The organism is Planococcus rifietoensis, assembly GCF_001465795.2.
Classification (GTDB): domain Bacteria; phylum Bacillota; class Bacilli; order Bacillales_A; family Planococcaceae; genus Planococcus; species Planococcus rifietoensis.
Genome location: NZ_CP013659.2, coordinates 2224807 through 2243690, shown reverse-complemented (window position 1 = coordinate 2243690; position 18884 = coordinate 2224807). Strand labels below are relative to the sequence as shown.

Here is an 18884-nt window from a genome sequence, read left to right as displayed (position 1 = left end):
ATAGTAATTAATTAAAAGAATGGTGACTCTCATGGCAAAAAGCCAACTAAAAAGTGGAATTTACTTATCTTATATCTCGCTATTAGTAACTAATCTCACGAATTTATTCTTAACGCCATTTTTAATTAAAAGCCTAGGATCATCAGAATATGGCTTATATATACTAATTGGCGCATTTGTTGGCTATATTGCAGTGTTAGATTTTGGTTTAAGCAATACTACAATAAGATTCATATCTAAATTCAGAGCAGAAAGCAAGAAAGAAGAAGAAGAAAATTTTATATTTTTAACTTTAATTATATATTCTCTAATATCTTTTGCTGTTCTTATACTAGGATCACTTATATATATAAATTTAGAATTGATTTTTGGAAATTCTCTAACAGGTGAAGAAATCGAAATTGCAAAAGTAATGTTTATTATTCTAGTAATAAGTCTTTCGTTTACATTACCAATGAATTTGTTTAGAGGAATAATAACAGCCTATGAAAAGTTTGTTTTCCCTCGCCTTTTGACAATAATCAGAGCATTAGTTCGTGTGTTAGCGATAGTTATCTTATTAAATTTGAATTATAATGTGATTACAGTTGTTTTAGTTGATGCAATATTAAATGTAATAATGATGTTTTCAATGATTTTCTATGCTTTAAGGAAATTAAACGTGAAAATAAAATTTTACGATTTAAATTCAAATCTAATAAAAGAAATTTTCTCTTACTCTTCACTAATTTTCATTAGCGTAATCGTAGATCAAATTTATTGGAGAATAGGGCATTTAATATTAGGTGTTATGGCAAGTACGAGTGAAGTGGCTATATTTGCTGTAGGGATGCTAATTGGTCAATATTTTATTGCATTTTCTACTGCTATTTCAAGTGTTTTTCTTCCTAAGATAACAAAAATGGTAGTGCTCGAAACAACAGGAGAAGAGTTAACAAATTTAATGATCAAAACTGGTCGTTTACAATTCATAGTAATTGGATTAGTGCTCAGTAATTTCATTCTTTTTGGAAAAGATTTTATATACCTATGGGTAGGTAGCGAATTTATGGAAGCTTGGTATATAACACTTGTAATAGTAATACCATTATCAGTAGTATTAACTCAAACAATTGGTATTACAATTTTACAAGCCAAAAATATGCATGGATATAGAGCAATAATTTATTTGTGTATTTCTATAGTAAATGTAGTTATTAGTATTTATCTCACCAAATGGTACGGTATAATTGGAACTGCCTTAGGAACCACGTTATCGTTAACCATTGGTAATATAATTGCTATGAATATTTTTTATCAATTTAAAGTGAAATTAAATATGTTATTATTTTATAGAAAAGTATTTGGATATCTTTTAATTTCAATGATAATTGCAACTTTTATAGGGCATCTATTAAGTTGGATAAACTATATAAGTTGGACTGGATTAATACTAAAAGGAACAATTTTTAGTGTCGTTTATTTAGCCATTTTGTGGAAGTTAGGCATGAATAGTTATGAAAAAGAACTATTCAAAAATGAAAGTAACAAATTGATAGTTTTATTTAAAAAAGTTATTCCTATGAAGAATTTATAACTTTAAATTCCACAAATTAAATTTAAGATTCAATAAATAATTTACAAAATGATTTCACTTTAGAGCCGTCGATAAAAATTATCGGTGGCTCTATTTTTATTGGTAAACTCTTATATTTAGTAACTAAAGCTAAAACAATAAAGCCTTTAAAGAAAATAAATTCAAAATAGTCATTGTATTCTGAATAATTAAAGTTATAATAAATGTATACAATTATTCAGATATTAAATTGTTCAAGGGGGTGGCAATCTTGTTTGAAACGATGGAAAGCAATTTAGGCAGAATATCCGCAAAAGATATTGCATATGAACAAATTAAAGAAAAGATCTTGAAATGTGTGTTGGAACCTGGCCAGGCGATTGTTAATGAGAAGCTTGGGAAAGAACTGGAAATCAGCCGCACGCCGCTTCGTGAAGCCTTGCAGCGATTGGAAGTGGAAGAGTTAGTGGTGCGTAATTCCAATGGCACTTTCAGTGTCACGCCAATTTCGATTAAAGAAGTTAAAGAGCTGTTTATCATGCGAAGCAAGCTCGAAGGGATCTTGATCCGCGATGCCATCGATAATTTAACGGATGAGTCGATTGAGTATTTATCCTATCTCACAAAGATGGTGCAATTGACGTCGCGTTTGGAGAATTACAAAGATACCGAGGATTTCGGCGGCAAGTTTCACAACGCCATCTATACCATCAGCAATAACACGACAGTCGTAAAAATCATCTTTCAGTTGAATGACCGGCTGAATCGCTACCGCCATTTGGCGCACCAGCATTTGGTTGAGATCAAAACCTCATCCGATGAGCACGAAGTTATCCTGGATGCGATGGTTAACCGAGATAAAGACCGGGCGGAGCTGGAGATTGAAAAGCACATCATTGAAGCGATGAGAGTCGCGGTCAAGGCAGTCGAACAATACGAGAGCGCGAACAAAGCAGCGAGCGAGGGGAAATAACCTGGCCATAAACTAAACTTAGGGGTGGTTCTGTGACGTATGCAGTGATCGGTGGAGGGAATACGGGCCAGGCAATTGCTGGCTATCTGGCATTGAACGATGAAAAGGTGAGCTTGTACACAAGAGATGAAAACAGGGCGGCGAGAATTTCTCGTGAAGGATTGGACGTGACCGGCATTTATTCCGGATACGTTCAACTGAAAGCTTCGACTTCGATGGAGCAAGTGTTGAGCGGAGCAGAGATCATTATCGTCTCGACGACGGCGGATGGGCATAAGCCGGTCATCAAGGAAATGCAGCCATATTTAGAGCCCAACCAGACCATCGTCTTTATTCCTGGATATTGGGGAGCGATTGAGTGCAAACAGATTCTCGGGAGTGACATCGAAACGAAAAACATCACGATCGCTGAAACGAGCGCACAGCCGTTCATCAGCAACGCCGACGATGCAGGAGGCGTAGTCATCAGGCGGATCAAGAGCAATGTATTGGTCAGTACGCTGTCGACATCGAATGGCCAGCCGGCATTGCCGCTTCGGTTCTGGGAGAGATTTCCGCATCTCATCCCATCCAAGAACATTTTCGAAACTTCGTTCAATAACACAAACGTCGTTGTCCATGTGCCGATCTCAGTATTCAATGCCAGCCGCATCGACGATTCGAAAGCGTTCCGTTTTTATCCGGACGGCGTCTCACCGCTGACGGTTCGCTACATCGAAAAAGTAGACGAAGAGCGTAGGAAGATTGCCGATCTGTTCCATGTCGAGACTCAAGACATTCTGAGCATCTTGAACAATTTCTATGGCACCGATTATTCCGATCTGTACAAAGCCTTGCCTGGCTTGTTCCCAGAAGGCAACGGGCCGACCACCTTAAATCATCGTTACTTCACAGAAGACATCCCGTTCGGCTTAGTAGCCATTTCAGAAATCGCCAAAAAAGCCGGAATTGATATTCCATACACTGACTCATTGATCGACATCACTTGTTTGCTGTCAGCAGTGGATTACCGCAAAGAAGGCGTAAATCTTGAGAACATCACCTTCGAAGAGTTGAGCAGCTACGGCGCCGCTGAGAAATTGATTAACTGAAACACATGCGATTGACAATAATTCCGTAAAGGAGTGAGGGTTCATGTTAGCGATTCAAAACTTGAAAGTGTCATTCGGGGATAAGGAAGTATTGAAAGGCGTGGATTTACAGGTCAATAAAGGCGACGTCGTCACATTTATCGGACCGAGTGGAACGGGGAAAACAACCATCCTGAAATGCGTCAATTACTTGGTCGAACCGGACGAAGGACAAATGCAGTTGGCGGATGTAAGTGTCGATTTCAAGAAAATCCACAAAAAAGAGGTTCTTCAGTTAAGGCGCAATACGGCGATGGTGTTCCAGCAATTTAATTTATTCAAAAACAAAACGGTCGTTGAAAACGTCATGGATGCCCAAATCGCCGTCCAGAAAAAGTCCAAAAAAGAAGCCTACGAAAAAAGCATCGATCTTCTTGAAAAAGTCGGCTTATTGGAAAAGAAAGACGAGTACCCGTCGCGCTTGTCAGGCGGTCAACAACAGCGGGTGAGCATCGCGCGGGCTTTGGCCGTCGAACCTGATGTCGTGCTGTTCGATGAACCGACCTCGTCGCTCGATCCGGAATTGGTCGCGGAAGTACTGAAAGTCATTGAACGCGTCGCACAGACGGGTGTCACGATTCTGCTCGTCACACACGAAATGGACTTTGCGCGCAAAGTCTCAAACAAAATCGTCTTTATGGAAAAAGGCCATATTGTTGAACAAGGGTCGCCGGAAGAAATCTTCGAACAATCGCAAAACGAACGAACACGGCAATTTCTCAAGCATTACTATCCGGAAGCAATTGAATTAATGGCAGTTCACTCATAAAACAAAAGGGGATGTTTTTATTGAAGAAACTTACATTATCTGTGTTCGCATTGGGAACGGTTTTGACTTTGGCAGCGTGCGGCGATGAGCCAACGGCAGGGGCTGCGGAAGACGGCGACGTCAGGACGATTGAAGTGACGACGCCTCCGACTTCCAAAAACTTGAGCTGGCAAACGGCGGACGGCAAAATCCTAGGCTATGAGCCGGACGTACTGCGCGCCATCGATGAAAAACTTGAAGATTATGCATTTAATATTCAAGCGGTCGCGGACAGTGCCCAGGAAACGGGATTGAAAACAGGGAAGTACGAACTCAATGTCGGCGGTTTCTACCCAACACCTGAACGCGAAGAACAATTCCTTGTGCCTTCTGAACCGACTGGCCGAAGCTTGATCAAAATGTACGTAAAAGAAGGCAGCGGCATTGAAACGCTGGAAGATTTGGTTGGCAAGAAAATTACGCCATTCACGGCTGGCGGCGGAACTTTGCAGGTGGTCTTGGACTGACAGAAAGCAAACCCTGAGCATGAACTTAAGCTGGAAGAATCCAGTGGCGATATCCCTTACGCACAGCGTTTGAAAGAAATCAATGACGGTAAATACGATGCGTTTATCGGGCCAGCTAACCTGGGGCAAAACGAGATCATCGATGAACTTGGACTCGAAGTGGTTCAACCAGATCCAATCTATGTCGGCGAGACGATCATGCTCATCTACAAATCAGAAGAAAATGAAAAGCTGATGGAAGAAGTGGACCAGGCGCTGACGGAACTGAGAGAAGAAGGCACGCTGTCTGAGATTTCAGAGGAATATTACGGAGAAGATGTGTTCCAGTATGATGTGACGAAGAAAGAATAGGCAAGATTAGATTTGGCGGTGATGCCTCATTATAAAGCTGGGGAATGGATTTATAATGGGGCGTGAACGCCAGTTGCGAAAGGGGAGGCTCGTCGTATGGTTACACCGAGTACGTGGGAAATCGTTTCGTTATTACTGGATGTCGCGCACATCACGTTTATCATTCTGTTGGCGTCTGCGGTACTGGGCTTATTATTAGGTGCTGTACTGACGATGATCAACGTCAAGAATATTCCAGTCCTGAAGCAAATTACGGTTGTCATTTCTTCGTTTACCAGAAGTGTGCCGATTATCATTCAATTGTTCATTGTTTATTACGCACTGCCGCCGCTGCTCGGGAATTTTGGCATCAATGTCACCAGCATGAGCGCAACCGTCGCAGCGATTTTAGCCTTGACGCTTTACCACGGTGGCTATTTGACGGAAGTGTTGCGTGCTGCATATAAAGCAGTCGATAAAGGGCAGCATGAAGCAGCTGACAGCTTGGGCTACACGCCGACGAAGAAATTCTTCCGAATCATCTTGCCACAGACGGTTCCGGTCGCGTTGCCTGGATGGGGGAATGCGCTCATTCACTTGATCCACGATACATCGCTCGTATTCGCCCTAGGTGTTGCCGATATCATGGGTCGCGCAGAGTTGATTGCTGCGTCTTCGTTTGGCATGAACCAAGTGCAAGTGTTCTTGATTGTGGCAGCCATCTACATAGTCGTGACATTCTTATCAGATGGCATGGTGCGTTTGTTTGAGAAGAAAACACAGAAATTCAAGCTCGATTCAGGCCTCAAAGCAAAGAGGGTGGCGTAAATGCTCAACATGGAGATTTTGGTCGATAACTTTTTCGGCATCTTATCTGTTGTTCCCCAAACCGTCGCTTTGGCCATCACGATTTTCATCCTGTCGATTTTAATCGGGACAGGAATGGCACTAGTCCAGGAATACAATGTGCCGGTGCTGAAGCAGGTGGTCCTACTGTTCAAGCTGTTTTTGAGAGGAACACCGCTTATCGTGTTCATCTTTATCATGTATTATTCCTTGCCGAGCATCATCGGCTATTTCACCGGCTTAATGAATTTGGATTACAACGCGAACAATATCTCACCGGTTGTGATCCTGATTGTCGCGGTGTCACTGACGGTTTCGTCCTTCCAGGCCGAAACGATTAGAGGCTCATTTCTATCGGTCAGCTACGGCCAGATTGAAGCGGCAAGATCGCTTGGGTATACGCCATTCCAGGCATTCAAGCGAATCATCACACCGCAAGCATTGGTCGAAGCTTTGCCTGAGTTCGGCAGCGCCTTCCTCGTGGTCATGAAAGCCATCTCGCTCGGGTTCATGATTACAGTCGTCGACATCTTCGCTGAAGCCCGGTTGATCGCGGCGTCGAACTCGTACTATGTCGAAGCGTTTGTGGTGGCTGCTTTGATGTATTGGGGTGTGGCGGCATTGGTTGTGAAGTTGACTGGGAAGTATGAGTCTTATTTGGTTAGCCGGACGTAGGGATTGTAATTGTCCCTGTGCACCACACAATTTCCGGGTAGGAAAAGCCTTTATCTGGGGATTTGAGTGTGGTTTTGTCCCTGTGCGTGACACAATATAAGCAAAGAAGCCAGCAGTCGGTTCAACCGATTGCTGGCTTCTTTTTTGATTTCAAACAACAATACGATGTGAAACAAGTAGCATTCTAAAAAATTCACCTGTGACAACTGTTCATCGACGGGTATCTTCTCCGGACCCAGCTTTTCCTGATCGAATATTCTTCAAGTGAACTTCGCTGAATATCCGCATCAGTGGTCGAACTAACAGCTCGATGCTTCCCAAGAGGAAAAACCAAATCGCTATCGTTTCGGTTTCCTTCCAAAAGAACAAAATACTGCCGATTATAAACCAAACGGCGATCAGCACATCGTTTATATTGTAGTAAAACTTATAGCGGTTGCGAATAAAGAGTTCATGGTTTTTTGAACTAATATCAATTTCCGAACGATTATTTTCATCTTTTTGTGTCATGAGTGGATGCACCTCCTTACAAAACATTGTTGGATTCTGTTTCTTCATATATAAGCATGCCTGGCTTCAATTGTTGTCTACCCGAAATTCACAAGGGTTAAAAGATTTTCGCTTCATCGGTAGGCGGGCAATTGGTAAAAGAACAGATGCTAGCGATTTTGGCGAGAGTGATTCTTACGGGAATACTTCTTCACATACATAACTGCTATGTCATTCAGTAACCGCTTACTTTATTTTTATTATTTATGAAATTGGTATAGACAACTATACATGTTACGGCTATAGTGAAAATTAAGAATACATAAAGGGGTGGAAATTTTATGTTTGGTTTTCTGCAGAAAATAGGGAAGTCGTTGATGTTCCCGATTGCGACATTGCCTGCGGCTGCTTTGCTGCTGCGTTTTGGACAGGATGATTTGCTTGGGATTCCGTTCATGTCGGCGGCGGGCGCGGGGATTATCGATAACTTGGCGATCATCTTTGCCATCGGGATTGCGATGGGGCTTGCACATGATGGCAGCGGGGGAGCGGCATTGGCCGGTGCGATTGCGTATCTGGTGTTAACTTCCGCGATTGTCACAATTAACGAGACGATTGATATGGGCGTCTTTGCCGGGATTATCTCCGGAATTGTCGCAGGTCTCTTGTACAATAAATTCTATAATGTGAAATTTCCGCAATGGCTGGCCTTTTTCGGTGGCAGGCGCTTTGTGCCGATTATCACCGCAGCCGCCATGACCATTTTGGCTGGTGTACTCGGTGTTGCCTGGCCTCCGATCCAGGATCTTATTGACGGTGCCGGCAACTGGATCTTGAATGCGGGGATGTTTGGCGTTGGTGCTTACGGTTTCTTAAACCGTCTGTTGTTGCCGACTGGCCTTCACCACGTCATCAACACGATTGTCTGGTTTGATTTCGGAACGTTCACGACTGCTAGTGGAGAAGTGGTGCGCGGAGAAATTAACCGCTTCTTGCGGGGCGACCCAACGGCAGGACCATTCCTGTCTGGCTTCTTCCCGATCATGATGTTCGGTTTGCCGGCTGCTTGTCTTGCGATGTACGCGGCAGCAAAAAAAGAACGCAAAGCACTGGTTGGCGGGATGTTCTTCAGTATCGGCTTCACATCATTCTTGACAGGGATCACAGAACCGATTGAGTTTACGTTCATGTTCTTGTCGCCTGTGTTGTATGTCGTCCATGCCTTACTAACGGGCGTGTCGATGATGGTCGCGTACGCCTTGGATATCCATCACGGTTTCGGCTTTTCTGCCGGAGCGATTGACTATGTGCTGAATTTCGGGCTCGCGACCAACCCGCTCATTTTATTGGTCATGGGACTCGTGTTCGGCGTCATTTACTTCTTCATCTTCTATTTCTTGATTGTCAAACTGGACCTGAAAACACCTGGCCGTGAAGACGAAGACGAGGATGCAGACAATGCAGCTTCAGGCAATAACGCAATTGATGTAAGAGCCTATAACACGATTGAAGCTTTGGGCGGTGCGGATAATATTGTCGCGACCGAGTATTGCACAACGCGTCTGCGCATGACCTTGAAAGATGCAGATCTCGTAGACGAAAAAGCCTTGAAACGCCACGGTGCCATGGGCGTTATGAAAATTAACAAGACGAATGTGCAAGTCGTTATCGGAACGGCTGTGGAATTCTTAGGAGATGCGATGAAACCGCGTGTCGCAAACGGCAACCCGGCTCCTGAGGCGGGTACGGAAACTGCAGCGGTTGAAGATACGTCGAATGAGGAACCGGCCATGAAAGAAATCATCCCGAAAGATTTTGAAATGCCGATCGACGGGAAAATCATTTCGCTGTCAGAAGTGCCGGATGACGTTTTTGCCAAAGAAATGATGGGGCCTGGATTTGCCATTATGCCAACTGGAGATGTGCTTTATTCACCAGTGGACGGGCGTGTCGTCAGCGTCTTCCCGACGAAGCACGCGATCGGCATCGAGACCGATACCGGCATTGAAATCTTGATTCACGTCGGTTTGGATACCGTCAAACTGGATGGCGAAGGTTTTGAGCTATTCGTTGAACAAGGACAGCTCGTCCAGCGCGGCGACAAATTGCTGAAGCTTGACTTGAAATTCTTGGACGCCAATGCACCATCACTTGCGACACCAGTCATTTTCACCAACCTGACAGACCAAAAAGTCATCATCTTGAAAGATGGCGATCAACCACAAGGAACCCATTCCATTATGAAAATTGAATAGAAAAACAGAAAAGCCAGGACATCCATCGTGATTCTCCTGGTTTTTCCTAAGGAGGAATCAACGTGAAGAACAGCCTATTGATTTCGGGCATCACCATTGCAGATGCGGTGGAAGAAAGTGTTATCGGGGATATCCTCATCGAAGACGGCAAAATAAGCCGCGTGGCCGAAAAGATTGAAGTGCCAGCTGACATTCATATAGAAGCAAGCGGTAAAAACTGGACTGCGTTTCCTGGATTTATCGACGTCCATATTCACGGCGCGGCAGGGCACGATTCGATGGACGCGACGCCAGAAGACTTGGCTGGCTTAGCGGAAGCTTTGCCGAAAGAAGGAACGACCAGTTTTCTCGCGACCACGATGACGCAATCGGATGAGGCCATTTCAGCAGCGCTGGAAAATATCTGTGAGTTTCATGCTAGTGAAGGGCAGGCGGAGATGCTCGGCGTTCATTTGGAAGGACCGTTTATTTCTGCTGAACGTGCAGGGGCGCAGCCGATTGAACATATCGTCGAAGCGTCGTATCCCTTATTTCGCGAATGGCAAAAAAAGAGCGGCAACCAGATCCGTTTGGTTACTTTAGCGCCAGAAACCCGGGGCGCCATGGAGTTTATCAAAAAACTGACGGAGGATAAGGTCATTGCCTCCATCGGCCATTCCGATGCCACTTTTGAGGAAGTACAGGCAGCCGTTCGTTCCGGCGCGAACCACGTGACGCATCTCTATAACCAAATGAGCCCGTTCCATCATCGCAAGCCGGGTGTTGTGGGTGCGGCGTTGATGGAAGATGGCTTGATGGTCGAACTCATTGCCGATTTCATTCACAGCCATCCCGCTTCCGTCGAAATGGCGTTTCGGCAAAAAGGAGCCGAGCGCTTAATATTGATTACCGATGCCATGCGCGCAAAAGGCTTGCCCCCAGGTGTCTATGATTTAGGCGGACAGGATGTGCAGGTGACGAAAAAAGACGCACGGCTTGCGGATGGAACCTTAGCTGGCAGCATCTTGACGATGGACAGAGCGATTCAGAATGTGCAGTCTATCACCGGCTGCAGCGTAAATGAATTGGTGGCCATGACGTCCGCCAATGCCGCAAACGAATTGGGATTAGCCAATAAAGGCAAAGTCTGTAGCGGTGCGGATGCGGATATCGCCATTTTAGATGACAATTTGAACGTTCAATTGACCATTTGCAGAGGAACAATCGCCTACAGGAAGGAATGACTGTGATGAAACTGATACGAGTCGAAAACTACGAAGAGATGAGCAGCAGCGCGGCAAGGTTAGTGGAACAGCAGATTCTGGACAACAGCCGTTCGGTACTTGGACTTGCCACCGGATCGACGCCGCTCGGCCTTTACGAGCAATTAATTCGCGGCGTCCAAGAACGCAATATCTCTTACAAGCAAGTTCAAACGATCAGCTTGGATGAATACTGCGGACTTTCAGCAGCTCATCCGAACAGCTACCGCTATTTTATGAATGAGCACCTATTCCAGCACATCGATATTCAACTAGACAACACGCATATTCCAGACGGTACAGCTTCTCCGGTAGAAGACGAATGCCGGCGCTATGAGGCCTTGATTGACAGAATCGGCCCGCCGCATCTGCAAATTCTCGGACTCGGGACAAACGGCCATATTGGCTTTAACGAGCCCGGTACACCTGAAGCGAGTGTGACTCATTGCGTGAAACTAGAAGAATCGACCCGCAAGAGCAATGCGCGGTTTTTCAGCGACCTGAATAGTGTGCCGACGCACGCCATTACGATGGGCATTCAGTCGATTCTAAAAAGTGAACAAATCTTGGTGCTGGCTTCCGGCAAAAAGAAAGCACCGGCAGTGAAACGGTTTTTGGCTGGCGGGGTCAGCGAAGATTTTCCGGTGTCGTTTTTATGGAAGCATCCGCATGTTACACTCATAGTAGACAAGGAAGCCTATAGCCTGGCAGCGGCAGAAAAGGAGTGATGGCTGTGCTGGACAAACAATCGCCGATTCCCATTTACATTCAAATAGAAGAACAGCTGAAGCAGCAAATTCAGCAAGGCGACTTTTCCGTTGGCACGTCGATTCCATCCGAACGCGAACTGTCCGAACGCTTCGCGGTCAGCCGCATGACGGTGCGCCAGTCGATCACCAATTTGGTCAATGACGGCTTGTTGTACCGGGAAAAAGGGCGCGGCACGTTCGTGGCCTCTCCAAAGGTGGAGCAGCCGCTCAATGGCTTGACCAGCTTTACGGAAGACATGGAGTCGCGCGGCATGGTGCCCAGCAGCAAGCTGATCGGATTTGAAATCCTGGAGCCGGAAACCGACGTTGCACACGAGTTGCAGCTGGACGATGGCGACCAAGTGTATTTTGTCGAGCGCATTCGTTTTGCGGACGACAAGCCAATGGCCATCGAACGCACCTTTTTGCCGGTTAAACGCTTTCCGAATCTGACAGAAGAGTCGTTCCAAGGCTCGCTGTATGCGGTCATCGAGAACAAGCAGCAGCTGAAAATCAGCCACGCGACGCAGCGCATGGAAGCAGGACTGGTAAAGAAAGATGATGCCGATTTGCTGCAGATCCAACCGCCCGCAGCGATCTTGATGATTGAACGCATCAGCTTTCTAGAAGGCGACTTGCCATTTGAAGTGGTCCGCAGCACATACCGGGCCGACCGTTATAAATTCACGACCGAAATTCAGCGGTAAGCGCAAAGGAGAAATGAACATGATTGAAAAAACGTATACCATCATCAGCGACGAAGGGCTTCACGCACGACCAGCTTCGAAATTAGTAGGAGCGGTGTCGCCGTTTTCTGCAGATGTCAAAATGCTCTATAAAGAAAGAGAAGTAAACTTGAAGTCCATTATGGGCGTCATGTCACTCGGTGTCTCAAAAGGCCACACCATCAAAATCACAGCCGATGGCAGCGATGAAGAATCCCTTATGGCCAAAGTGGAAGAACTGATCGTAGCGGAAGGGCTAGGGAAAGCGTAAGACAGTGAGTTGAGGTGGACGAGTGATGTTAAACGATTATTTTAAACGAGTGCAGGAACGCTTGGAGCTTGTGGAAAAACAAGAGCGGCCGGCGATGCTTGTGGCGGCTGACAAAGTGTCAGCCGCGATCCAAGCAGGCGGCATCGTTCAATTGTTTGGGTGCGGACATTCGCATATTTTGACGGAAGAAGTGTTTTACCGCGCCGGTGGATTGGTGCCAGTCAAGCCGATTTTTGTCGAGCCGCTCATGCTGCATGAAGGTGCGGTCCGATCCTCTCAACTGGAGCGGGAGAACGGCTACGCTTCAGGGTTCTTGGAGGAACAGGATTTCCGTCCTGGCGATGTGGTTTTTGTCATCTCCACTTCCGGCCGCAATCCGGTGCCGGTGGATGCGGCACTCGCGGCTCGTGAGAAAGGCGCATTTGTCATTGGCATCACATCGCTCGACTATTCAAGGAGCCAAGCTTCGCGCCATAACACTGGCAAGTACTTGTTCGATGCGGTGGATCTCGTTATCGACAACCATTCGGTGTCAGGGGATGCGATTTTGTCGTATGAACACGTAGAAGTTCCGTTTGGCCCGACTTCTACGGTCGTCGGGGCCACCATGTTGAATGCGATTTTTGCGGAAGCGATTAAGCTTATGGCCGATTCCGGTTTTGCGCCGCCGATTTTTTTGAGCGGCAATATCGACGGGGCGGATGCGCATAATATGCGGCTCATTGAGAAGTATCGGGAGCGGATTTCTTTGTTGTAGTGGGTGTGTGGTTGCGGTTAGTGTCCCTGTGCACGGAACTATTCTAACAACGGAAATGCTGTTGGGTGGGGATTTTTTGAGAAGTTTGAGCGTTTTTGTCCCTGTGCACGACACAATTCTTCAAAAGAACCGCCAGCTGAACTGTCAGCTGGCGGTTCTTTTCATGCATTCGTATTTTTCTCCCTTATGATTTAATTATGAACCGGGAAGTATACCGCATCTCACGACTTTGCTAAAATAAGGCAAAGGATTGAAAAAGTGGAGGTACATAATGCGGAAAGTTAAGGTAGGATTCATTTCCCCGTACGAGGCGATGATGCCGCTGATAGACGAGCTGGCGATTGGGCAGGAAGATTTACAGATTACGCGCGCTGTCGGGAACTTGGAGGCGGGCGTTGCGCTGGCTTTAGAAATGGAGCGAAACGGGGCGGATGTATTAATCAGCCGCGGCGGGACAGCGAGAATGATCAGAGAAGCGGTATCGCTTCCAGTCGTGGAAATTCATATCTCAGGCTATGATTTGCTTCGGTCGATTATGCTGGCTGAAGGACATTCAAACGAGCTGAAAGCACTCATCGGATTTCCGAACATCACGATGGGAGCTGCCTCTATTGTCAGTTTGCTGGAGTTGAGGCTTGAAGTGGTGGAGCTGTCTTCTGCGGCGGAAGTGGAGAGCGTTTTGAAGCATTTAAAAGAACGCGGCGTCAAGCAAGTGCTCGGGGATGTTGTCACCATCGATGCGGCAGCTAAGCTTGGATTAAACGGCTTATTGATTCAATCAGGGCGCGAGACATTGCTGGAAGCTTTTGAAGAGGCGCGGCGTTTGTTCTTGTATGCCGAGAAAAACCAACAGCAATTGCGCGCGCTCGAATTGCTGCTAGATGTATGGCACAAAGACGTTGTCATTCTGACTGAAGATGGCGAGCTGTTATTCGAACGCTACGCTGCATTCCGTCACCAGCCGATATCCAGCACAGAATTGCTCGAACTGCAAAAGCAATTATCGTCGTCAAATGTCTCATCTCTTGTAAAGCTGTATGTCGATTCAGCAGCGGCTTTTTACGTAAAAGGAGAAGTACTGGAAGATCGCAGCGGTTTGTTTACGGCATGGTCATTCGAACAGATTTCAGTCAATAACCAAAACGCTGCGTTGACGTTAGCGCAGCCTGCGCAATTGCCATTGATTGTGTCAGAAAGCCCCGAAATGAAGAAGGTCCGGCAAATGATTGAAAGTGAAGATGCCTCTAGACAGCCTGTACTAATTATTGGTGAGAACAGCACTGGAAAACAAACCTTGGCTGAATATCTCCATGTGTTCCGCAACAGGAGTGGCTTGTTGTTGACGGTGGAGATGGATGAGTTCGAGCAACTGCCAGCATTTAATCTGCCGGAACAATCGACCATCGTCTTGGCTTATGGCAAATTGCCTGATCTGGAAACCATCAAGCAGACAGAAAAACTGCTCCAATCGCTCGGACGGGGCGACGTCCATTTCATCGCTTTGCTACCAGCATATGATGAAAAAGTAGCTGATGCACTCGGATCATCTATTCAAGTGCAGGTGCCGGCGATGAGAGAACGCCAAGAGGATATTCCGTATTTGGTCAATCAATTTCTGACCGAATATCATCAACAACTCGGAACCCAGCCTGTCCGCTTGCGGGAAGAGGCCATGGCGATTTTGAGCAAGCACAACTGGCCAGGCAATCTGGAGGAAATGAAAAGCTATGTGAAAAAGATAGCGGTGGCGGAAAAATCGTATGTTATTGAAAAACAGACGATCACGTCGCTTCCTTTTGAGCAGACAAGCGGCGTGGTCGAACCGTCGTTTTATTTAGATCCACAGCACAGTCTGAAGGAAATCGAGCGCTTTATTATCGAACAAGTGCTGAAAGAAGAAAATTACAATCAAACGCAGGCAGCCAAGCGATTGGGAATTAACCGTGCCACCCTATGGCGCAAACTCAAAGATTGAGTTTGTGCTATTTTTTTGCATAAAAGTGTTGCAATTTTAAACTAATTTACGATTATGGACATTAATTTAATTAATAGTGTTGCAAAAGTTAATTATTATTTTTATAGTGGATTATGAAAACGTTTTCTTATTACAATTTTCAATCTTTTAAAATAGAGAAAAGAGGGATTAACATGAAGATTAAAGCGACTCTGGACCGGATTCCCGGCGGCATGATGGTCGTGCCATTGCTCACAGCAGCGGTCATCAATACAGTAGCACCTGATTTATTGCGGATTGGCGGATTTACACAAGCGCTGTTTGTAGATAGCGCGAGCGCCTTGATCGCATTGTTCCTATTATGCACAGGCGCACAGATCAATTTAAGAAATGTTGGCGTGTCACTTGGTAAAGGCGCGACCTTGCTCGCGACAAAATGGGTGGTCGGTGCGCTGTTTGGATTGATTGCGTACATGTTTGCGGGAGATAATGGCTTATGGCTCGGATTGGCGCCGATCGCGATCATCGCGGCGATGACTAATAGCAACGGCGGGTTGTTTGTGGCATTAGTTGGCCAATACGGAAATAAAGAAGACCGGGCAGCCTATTCACTGTTGGCCTTGAATGATGGACCATTTTTGACGATGGTGGCGCTGAGCATTTTCGGTGCGATGGGCTTTGTGGAAGGTCTGTTTTCTCCGGTGGCGTTTATCGCTGTGTTGTTGCCGATTATCGTCGGTATGGTTTTGGGGAACTTGGATGAAGACATGCGTGCTTTCCTGGATAAAGGCAGCTTGATGCTGATTCCATTCTTTGCATTCGCGCTTGGGATGGGAATTGACTTTACTGCGATTGTTCAAGGCGGTTTGGGTGGTATTATACTTGGTCTCTTAACGGTATTTGTAACCGGTACTGCAGGCTATATTGTGTTCAAAGCGTTGAAATGGAATCCGATTGTCGGGGCTGCGGAAGGTTCGACTGCCGGTAATGCCGTCGCAACACCTGCGGCTATCGCAGCGGCAAGTGCTAGTTTTGCGTCTGTAGTTGATATTGCAACGGTTCAAGTAGCGGCATCAACTGTCACGACGGCGATTTTGCTGCCGCTATACATCGGCTTTCTAGTGAAGCGTTTAGAGCGCAAAGGATTTATCTTCGAAAATGGTGAGATGCTACAAAAGGGCAAATAAGGAGTGGTCGATATGGCTGGGAAGATTGGAATAATCGCGGACGATTTTACAGGGGCAAACGACAGCGGTGTCAGGCTGGCGCAAAAAGGGCTGCGGTCCAAGGTGATGCTCACCCCGCCAGCTCACCCAGTTGCAGAGGAACCAGAGATCGATGTATGGGTTGCGGATACCAACAGCCGTTCGATAGCATCAGATCAAGCGTATGAAAATGTATGCTCAGAAATAAGGAACTTGAAAGAACGCGGCGTCACGACGTTCTATAAAAAAATTGATTCAACACTTCGCGGCAATGTTGGAAAGGAATTAAAAGCGCTGCAAGAGGAAGCGGAGCTGGATGTCCTATTGATTGCGCCAGCGTTTCCAAGTATGGGGCGAACAGTGGAAGACGGGCATTTATATGTATATGGCCAGCCGGTCACGGAGACCGAATTTGCCCGCGACCCAAAAACGCCTGTCTTGCACGATTACATTCCGGACTTGCTTGAAAGTGAAGGCGTCATGGTTGATGTACTCGATCAAGTCCGGCTGCACGGAGAAGCACCGGAATTGTGGATTGCACAACAAGTCCAAAACGGCGTTAAATGGATTGTCTGTGATACCTTGGAAGAAGAGGATCTGGCTATCCTGGCTTCTCTTGAAGCGAAACTCGATTTACACATTGGGTTTGCAGGATCTGCCGGTCTCATTAATCACTTGTATACTTCAGCTGCAAACAATGACGAACAGCTCGTCGAACAGAAGGAAAAAGTGCTTGTGGTGAGTGGCAGTTTATCAAAAAACACCCAGAGCCAAGTAACGAAATTAAGTGAACGGCCATCAACGTGTATGATTGAAATTGATCCGCTTGCTTTGCTGGAAAATCCAGCAGGGGTAAAACAGTCGATTTCAAAGTTGGACGAAGCAGCGGGGTGGGATAGTGCGGTGATTTTTGTCGCAGCATCTGAACGCAACCGTGATAAGGTGAAAGCCTGGGCGAACCAGCATGGCGAAACGGCCGAAACAGCCTCCACGGTAATTGCGCAAGGTCTAGGCAGTTTGGTGAACGCGGCAATGGAAAAGTATCCATTCGATGCGGTCGTCATGACTGGCGGCGATACAGCAAAAGCGATCTGCAACCGTCTCGGCATTTTGGATATGGAATTGAAATTTGAAGTTGAGGCAGGATTGCCGCTTGGCTTGGCCAAATGGCGGGACAAGGAAATTTCCGTCATCACCAAAGCGGGCGGATTCGGCAATGAAGATTCACTGGTCCATGTAGTGGATTATTTGAAAGGGGCAAAAACTTATGACCATCAGTAAACCAATGATAGGCATCACGATGGGTGATGCCGCGGGCGTCGGCCCAGAAATCATTTTGAAAAGTTTTGATCATGACGTCGTACACGAAACGAGTCGTTCGTTTGTCATCGGCGATGCCAGCATTTTAGAGCGGGCGAAACAATATACTGCAAGCACCAAAACTATTCACAGAATTGCATCTCCGTCAGAAGCCACATTCGAGCGTGAAAGCATCGATTGCTTGGATTTAGGGCTGTTGACAGAAGATCTGCCGCTTGGTGAAGTCTCTCCACAAGCAGGCAATGCAGCTTTTCAATATTTGGCAAAAGCCATCGAACTGGCGAACGCAGGAGAAATTGACGCGATTTGTACAGCGCCGCTCAATAAGGAAGCGTTGCAAAAAGGCGGCCATATGTATCCGGGGCATACAGAAATTCTGGCTGACTTGACTGGCACTAAGGATTATTCCATGATGCTGTCAGCGCCAAATTTAAAGGTCATTCATGTCACCACCCACGTCGGCATTGTGGATGCCATTAACATGATTACGCCGGAACGCGTGTTGCACGTAATCCACTTGGCAAATGATACATTGAAAAAAGCAGGAATCGAAAGTCCGAAAATCGCGGTCTGCGGCATTAATCCGCATGCTGGAGAAAACGGCTTGTTCGGTTACGGCGAGGAAGAAGAAAAAGTCATTCCTGCTGTTCAGCAAGCGCAACAAGAAGGAATCGATGTACAAGGACCGCTGCCGGCAGATACCTTGTTTTTCCGAACAGTGCGGGGTGATTTTGACATCGTCGTCGCCATGTACCATGACCAAGGACACGCGCCAGTAAAAGTACTGGGGCTTGAAGCTGGCGTGAACATTACCGTCGGCTTGCCGATCATCCGGACGAGCGTGGATCACGGAACAGCCTTCGATATTGCCGGAACGGGAATTGCTGATGAGAACAGCTTGGTGGAAGCTTTGCGCCAAGCGGTGGAGTTGGCACCGAAGAGATAGTGGGTAGTCGTAGTCGTTCGTTAGTGTCCCTGTGCACGGAACTATTCTGACAACAGAAAAGCTGTCGGGTAGGGATTTGTTGGTATATTCGGCTGACTTTGTCCCTGTGCATGACACAATTCAAAAGAAAAGCCAGTAATCGGTTAATTCGATTACTGGCTTTTTTGCTTTTGGCAGACCAGGTGAAA

General features: G+C 46.3%; 19 protein-coding genes. 18 read left to right on the top strand and 1 reads right to left on the bottom strand.

Going from position 1 to position 18884, the window contains the following annotated elements:
* Positions 1-31: 31 nt before the first annotated feature.
* From AUC31_RS11155 to AUC31_RS11120, 8 genes are all read left to right on the top strand, one after another.
* Positions 32-1576 carry an oligosaccharide flippase family protein gene (locus AUC31_RS11155; protein WP_058383124.1) on the top strand — a complete coding sequence of 515 codons (1545 nt, stop codon included), beginning with the start codon at positions 32-34 and terminating at the stop codon, positions 1574-1576.
* A gap of 250 nt (positions 1577-1826) precedes the next feature.
* Complete coding sequence (locus tag AUC31_RS11150; RefSeq protein ID WP_058383125.1) at positions 1827-2528, top strand: GntR family transcriptional regulator; 702 nt, start codon at positions 1827-1829, stop codon at positions 2526-2528.
* Between the two features lie 32 nt (positions 2529-2560).
* Positions 2561-3619, top strand: a complete 1059-nt coding sequence (locus AUC31_RS11145) for an NAD/NADP-dependent octopine/nopaline dehydrogenase family protein (RefSeq protein WP_058383126.1) — start codon at positions 2561-2563, stop codon at positions 3617-3619.
* A gap of 43 nt (positions 3620-3662) precedes the next feature.
* Positions 3663-4427, top strand: a complete 765-nt coding sequence (locus AUC31_RS11140; protein WP_058383127.1) for an amino acid ABC transporter ATP-binding protein — start codon at positions 3663-3665, stop codon at positions 4425-4427.
* Positions 4428-4447: 20 nt separating this feature from the next.
* Positions 4448-4933, top strand: a complete 486-nt coding sequence (locus AUC31_RS18050) for a transporter substrate-binding domain-containing protein (protein ID WP_058383128.1) — start codon at positions 4448-4450, stop codon at positions 4931-4933.
* 69 nt (positions 4934-5002) lie between these two features.
* A complete protein-coding gene (locus tag AUC31_RS18045; protein ID WP_058383129.1) occupies positions 5003-5284 on the top strand; it encodes a type 2 periplasmic-binding domain-containing protein in 282 nt (93 codons plus the stop codon).
* Positions 5285-5380: 96 nt separating this feature from the next.
* On the top strand, positions 5381-6091 hold the full coding sequence (locus tag AUC31_RS11125) for an amino acid ABC transporter permease (protein ID WP_058383130.1): 711 nt from the start codon (positions 5381-5383) through the stop codon (positions 6089-6091).
* Positions 6092-6784 (top strand): amino acid ABC transporter permease, encoded by a 693-nt coding sequence (locus tag AUC31_RS11120; protein ID WP_058383131.1) that lies wholly within the window; start codon positions 6092-6094, stop codon positions 6782-6784.
* A gap of 210 nt (positions 6785-6994) precedes the next feature.
* Here the strand turns inward: AUC31_RS11120 and AUC31_RS11115 are convergent, their stop codons facing one another.
* Positions 6995-7294: a YrhK family protein gene (locus tag AUC31_RS11115; RefSeq protein ID WP_058383132.1), complete on the bottom strand. Its 300-nt coding sequence runs from the start codon at positions 7292-7294 to the stop codon at positions 6995-6997.
* 320 nt (positions 7295-7614) lie between these two features.
* On the opposite strand from AUC31_RS11115, the gene nagE reads away from it, so the two are divergent.
* From nagE to pdxA, 10 genes are all read left to right on the top strand, one after another.
* Positions 7615-9528: an N-acetylglucosamine-specific PTS transporter subunit IIBC gene (gene nagE / locus AUC31_RS11110; RefSeq protein ID WP_058383133.1), complete on the top strand. Its 1914-nt coding sequence runs from the start codon at positions 7615-7617 to the stop codon at positions 9526-9528.
* Positions 9529-9590: 62 nt separating this feature from the next.
* A complete protein-coding gene (nagA, locus tag AUC31_RS11105; RefSeq protein WP_058383134.1) occupies positions 9591-10751 on the top strand; it encodes an N-acetylglucosamine-6-phosphate deacetylase in 1161 nt (386 codons plus the stop codon).
* 5 nt (positions 10752-10756) lie between these two features.
* Positions 10757-11497 (top strand): glucosamine-6-phosphate deaminase, encoded by a 741-nt coding sequence (gene nagB / locus AUC31_RS11100; protein ID WP_058383804.1) that lies wholly within the window; start codon positions 10757-10759, stop codon positions 11495-11497.
* Positions 11498-11502: 5 nt separating this feature from the next.
* The gene (locus tag AUC31_RS11095) at positions 11503-12225 is read left to right on the top strand and encodes a GntR family transcriptional regulator (protein WP_058383805.1); all 723 of its coding nucleotides are present in this window, start codon (positions 11503-11505) and stop codon (positions 12223-12225) included.
* A gap of 19 nt (positions 12226-12244) precedes the next feature.
* Complete coding sequence (locus AUC31_RS11090) at positions 12245-12514, top strand: phosphocarrier protein HPr (RefSeq protein WP_058383135.1); 270 nt, start codon at positions 12245-12247, stop codon at positions 12512-12514.
* 25 nt (positions 12515-12539) lie between these two features.
* Positions 12540-13271, top strand: coding sequence for an SIS domain-containing protein (locus AUC31_RS11085; protein WP_058383136.1), 732 nt, complete (start codon positions 12540-12542; stop codon positions 13269-13271).
* 271 nt (positions 13272-13542) lie between these two features.
* Positions 13543-15246, top strand: a complete 1704-nt coding sequence (locus AUC31_RS11080; protein WP_058383137.1) for a sigma-54-dependent transcriptional regulator — start codon at positions 13543-13545, stop codon at positions 15244-15246.
* A gap of 173 nt (positions 15247-15419) precedes the next feature.
* Positions 15420-16412 (top strand): 2-keto-3-deoxygluconate permease, encoded by a 993-nt coding sequence (locus AUC31_RS11075; protein WP_058383138.1) that lies wholly within the window; start codon positions 15420-15422, stop codon positions 16410-16412.
* 12 nt (positions 16413-16424) lie between these two features.
* A complete protein-coding gene (locus AUC31_RS11070; RefSeq protein WP_058383139.1) occupies positions 16425-17711 on the top strand; it encodes a four-carbon acid sugar kinase family protein in 1287 nt (428 codons plus the stop codon).
* Positions 17698-18696, top strand: coding sequence for a 4-hydroxythreonine-4-phosphate dehydrogenase PdxA (gene pdxA / locus AUC31_RS11065; protein WP_058383140.1), 999 nt, complete (start codon positions 17698-17700; stop codon positions 18694-18696). Before AUC31_RS11070 ends, pdxA begins: the two co-directional genes overlap by 14 nt.
* The last annotated feature ends 188 nt before the right edge of the window (positions 18697-18884 follow it).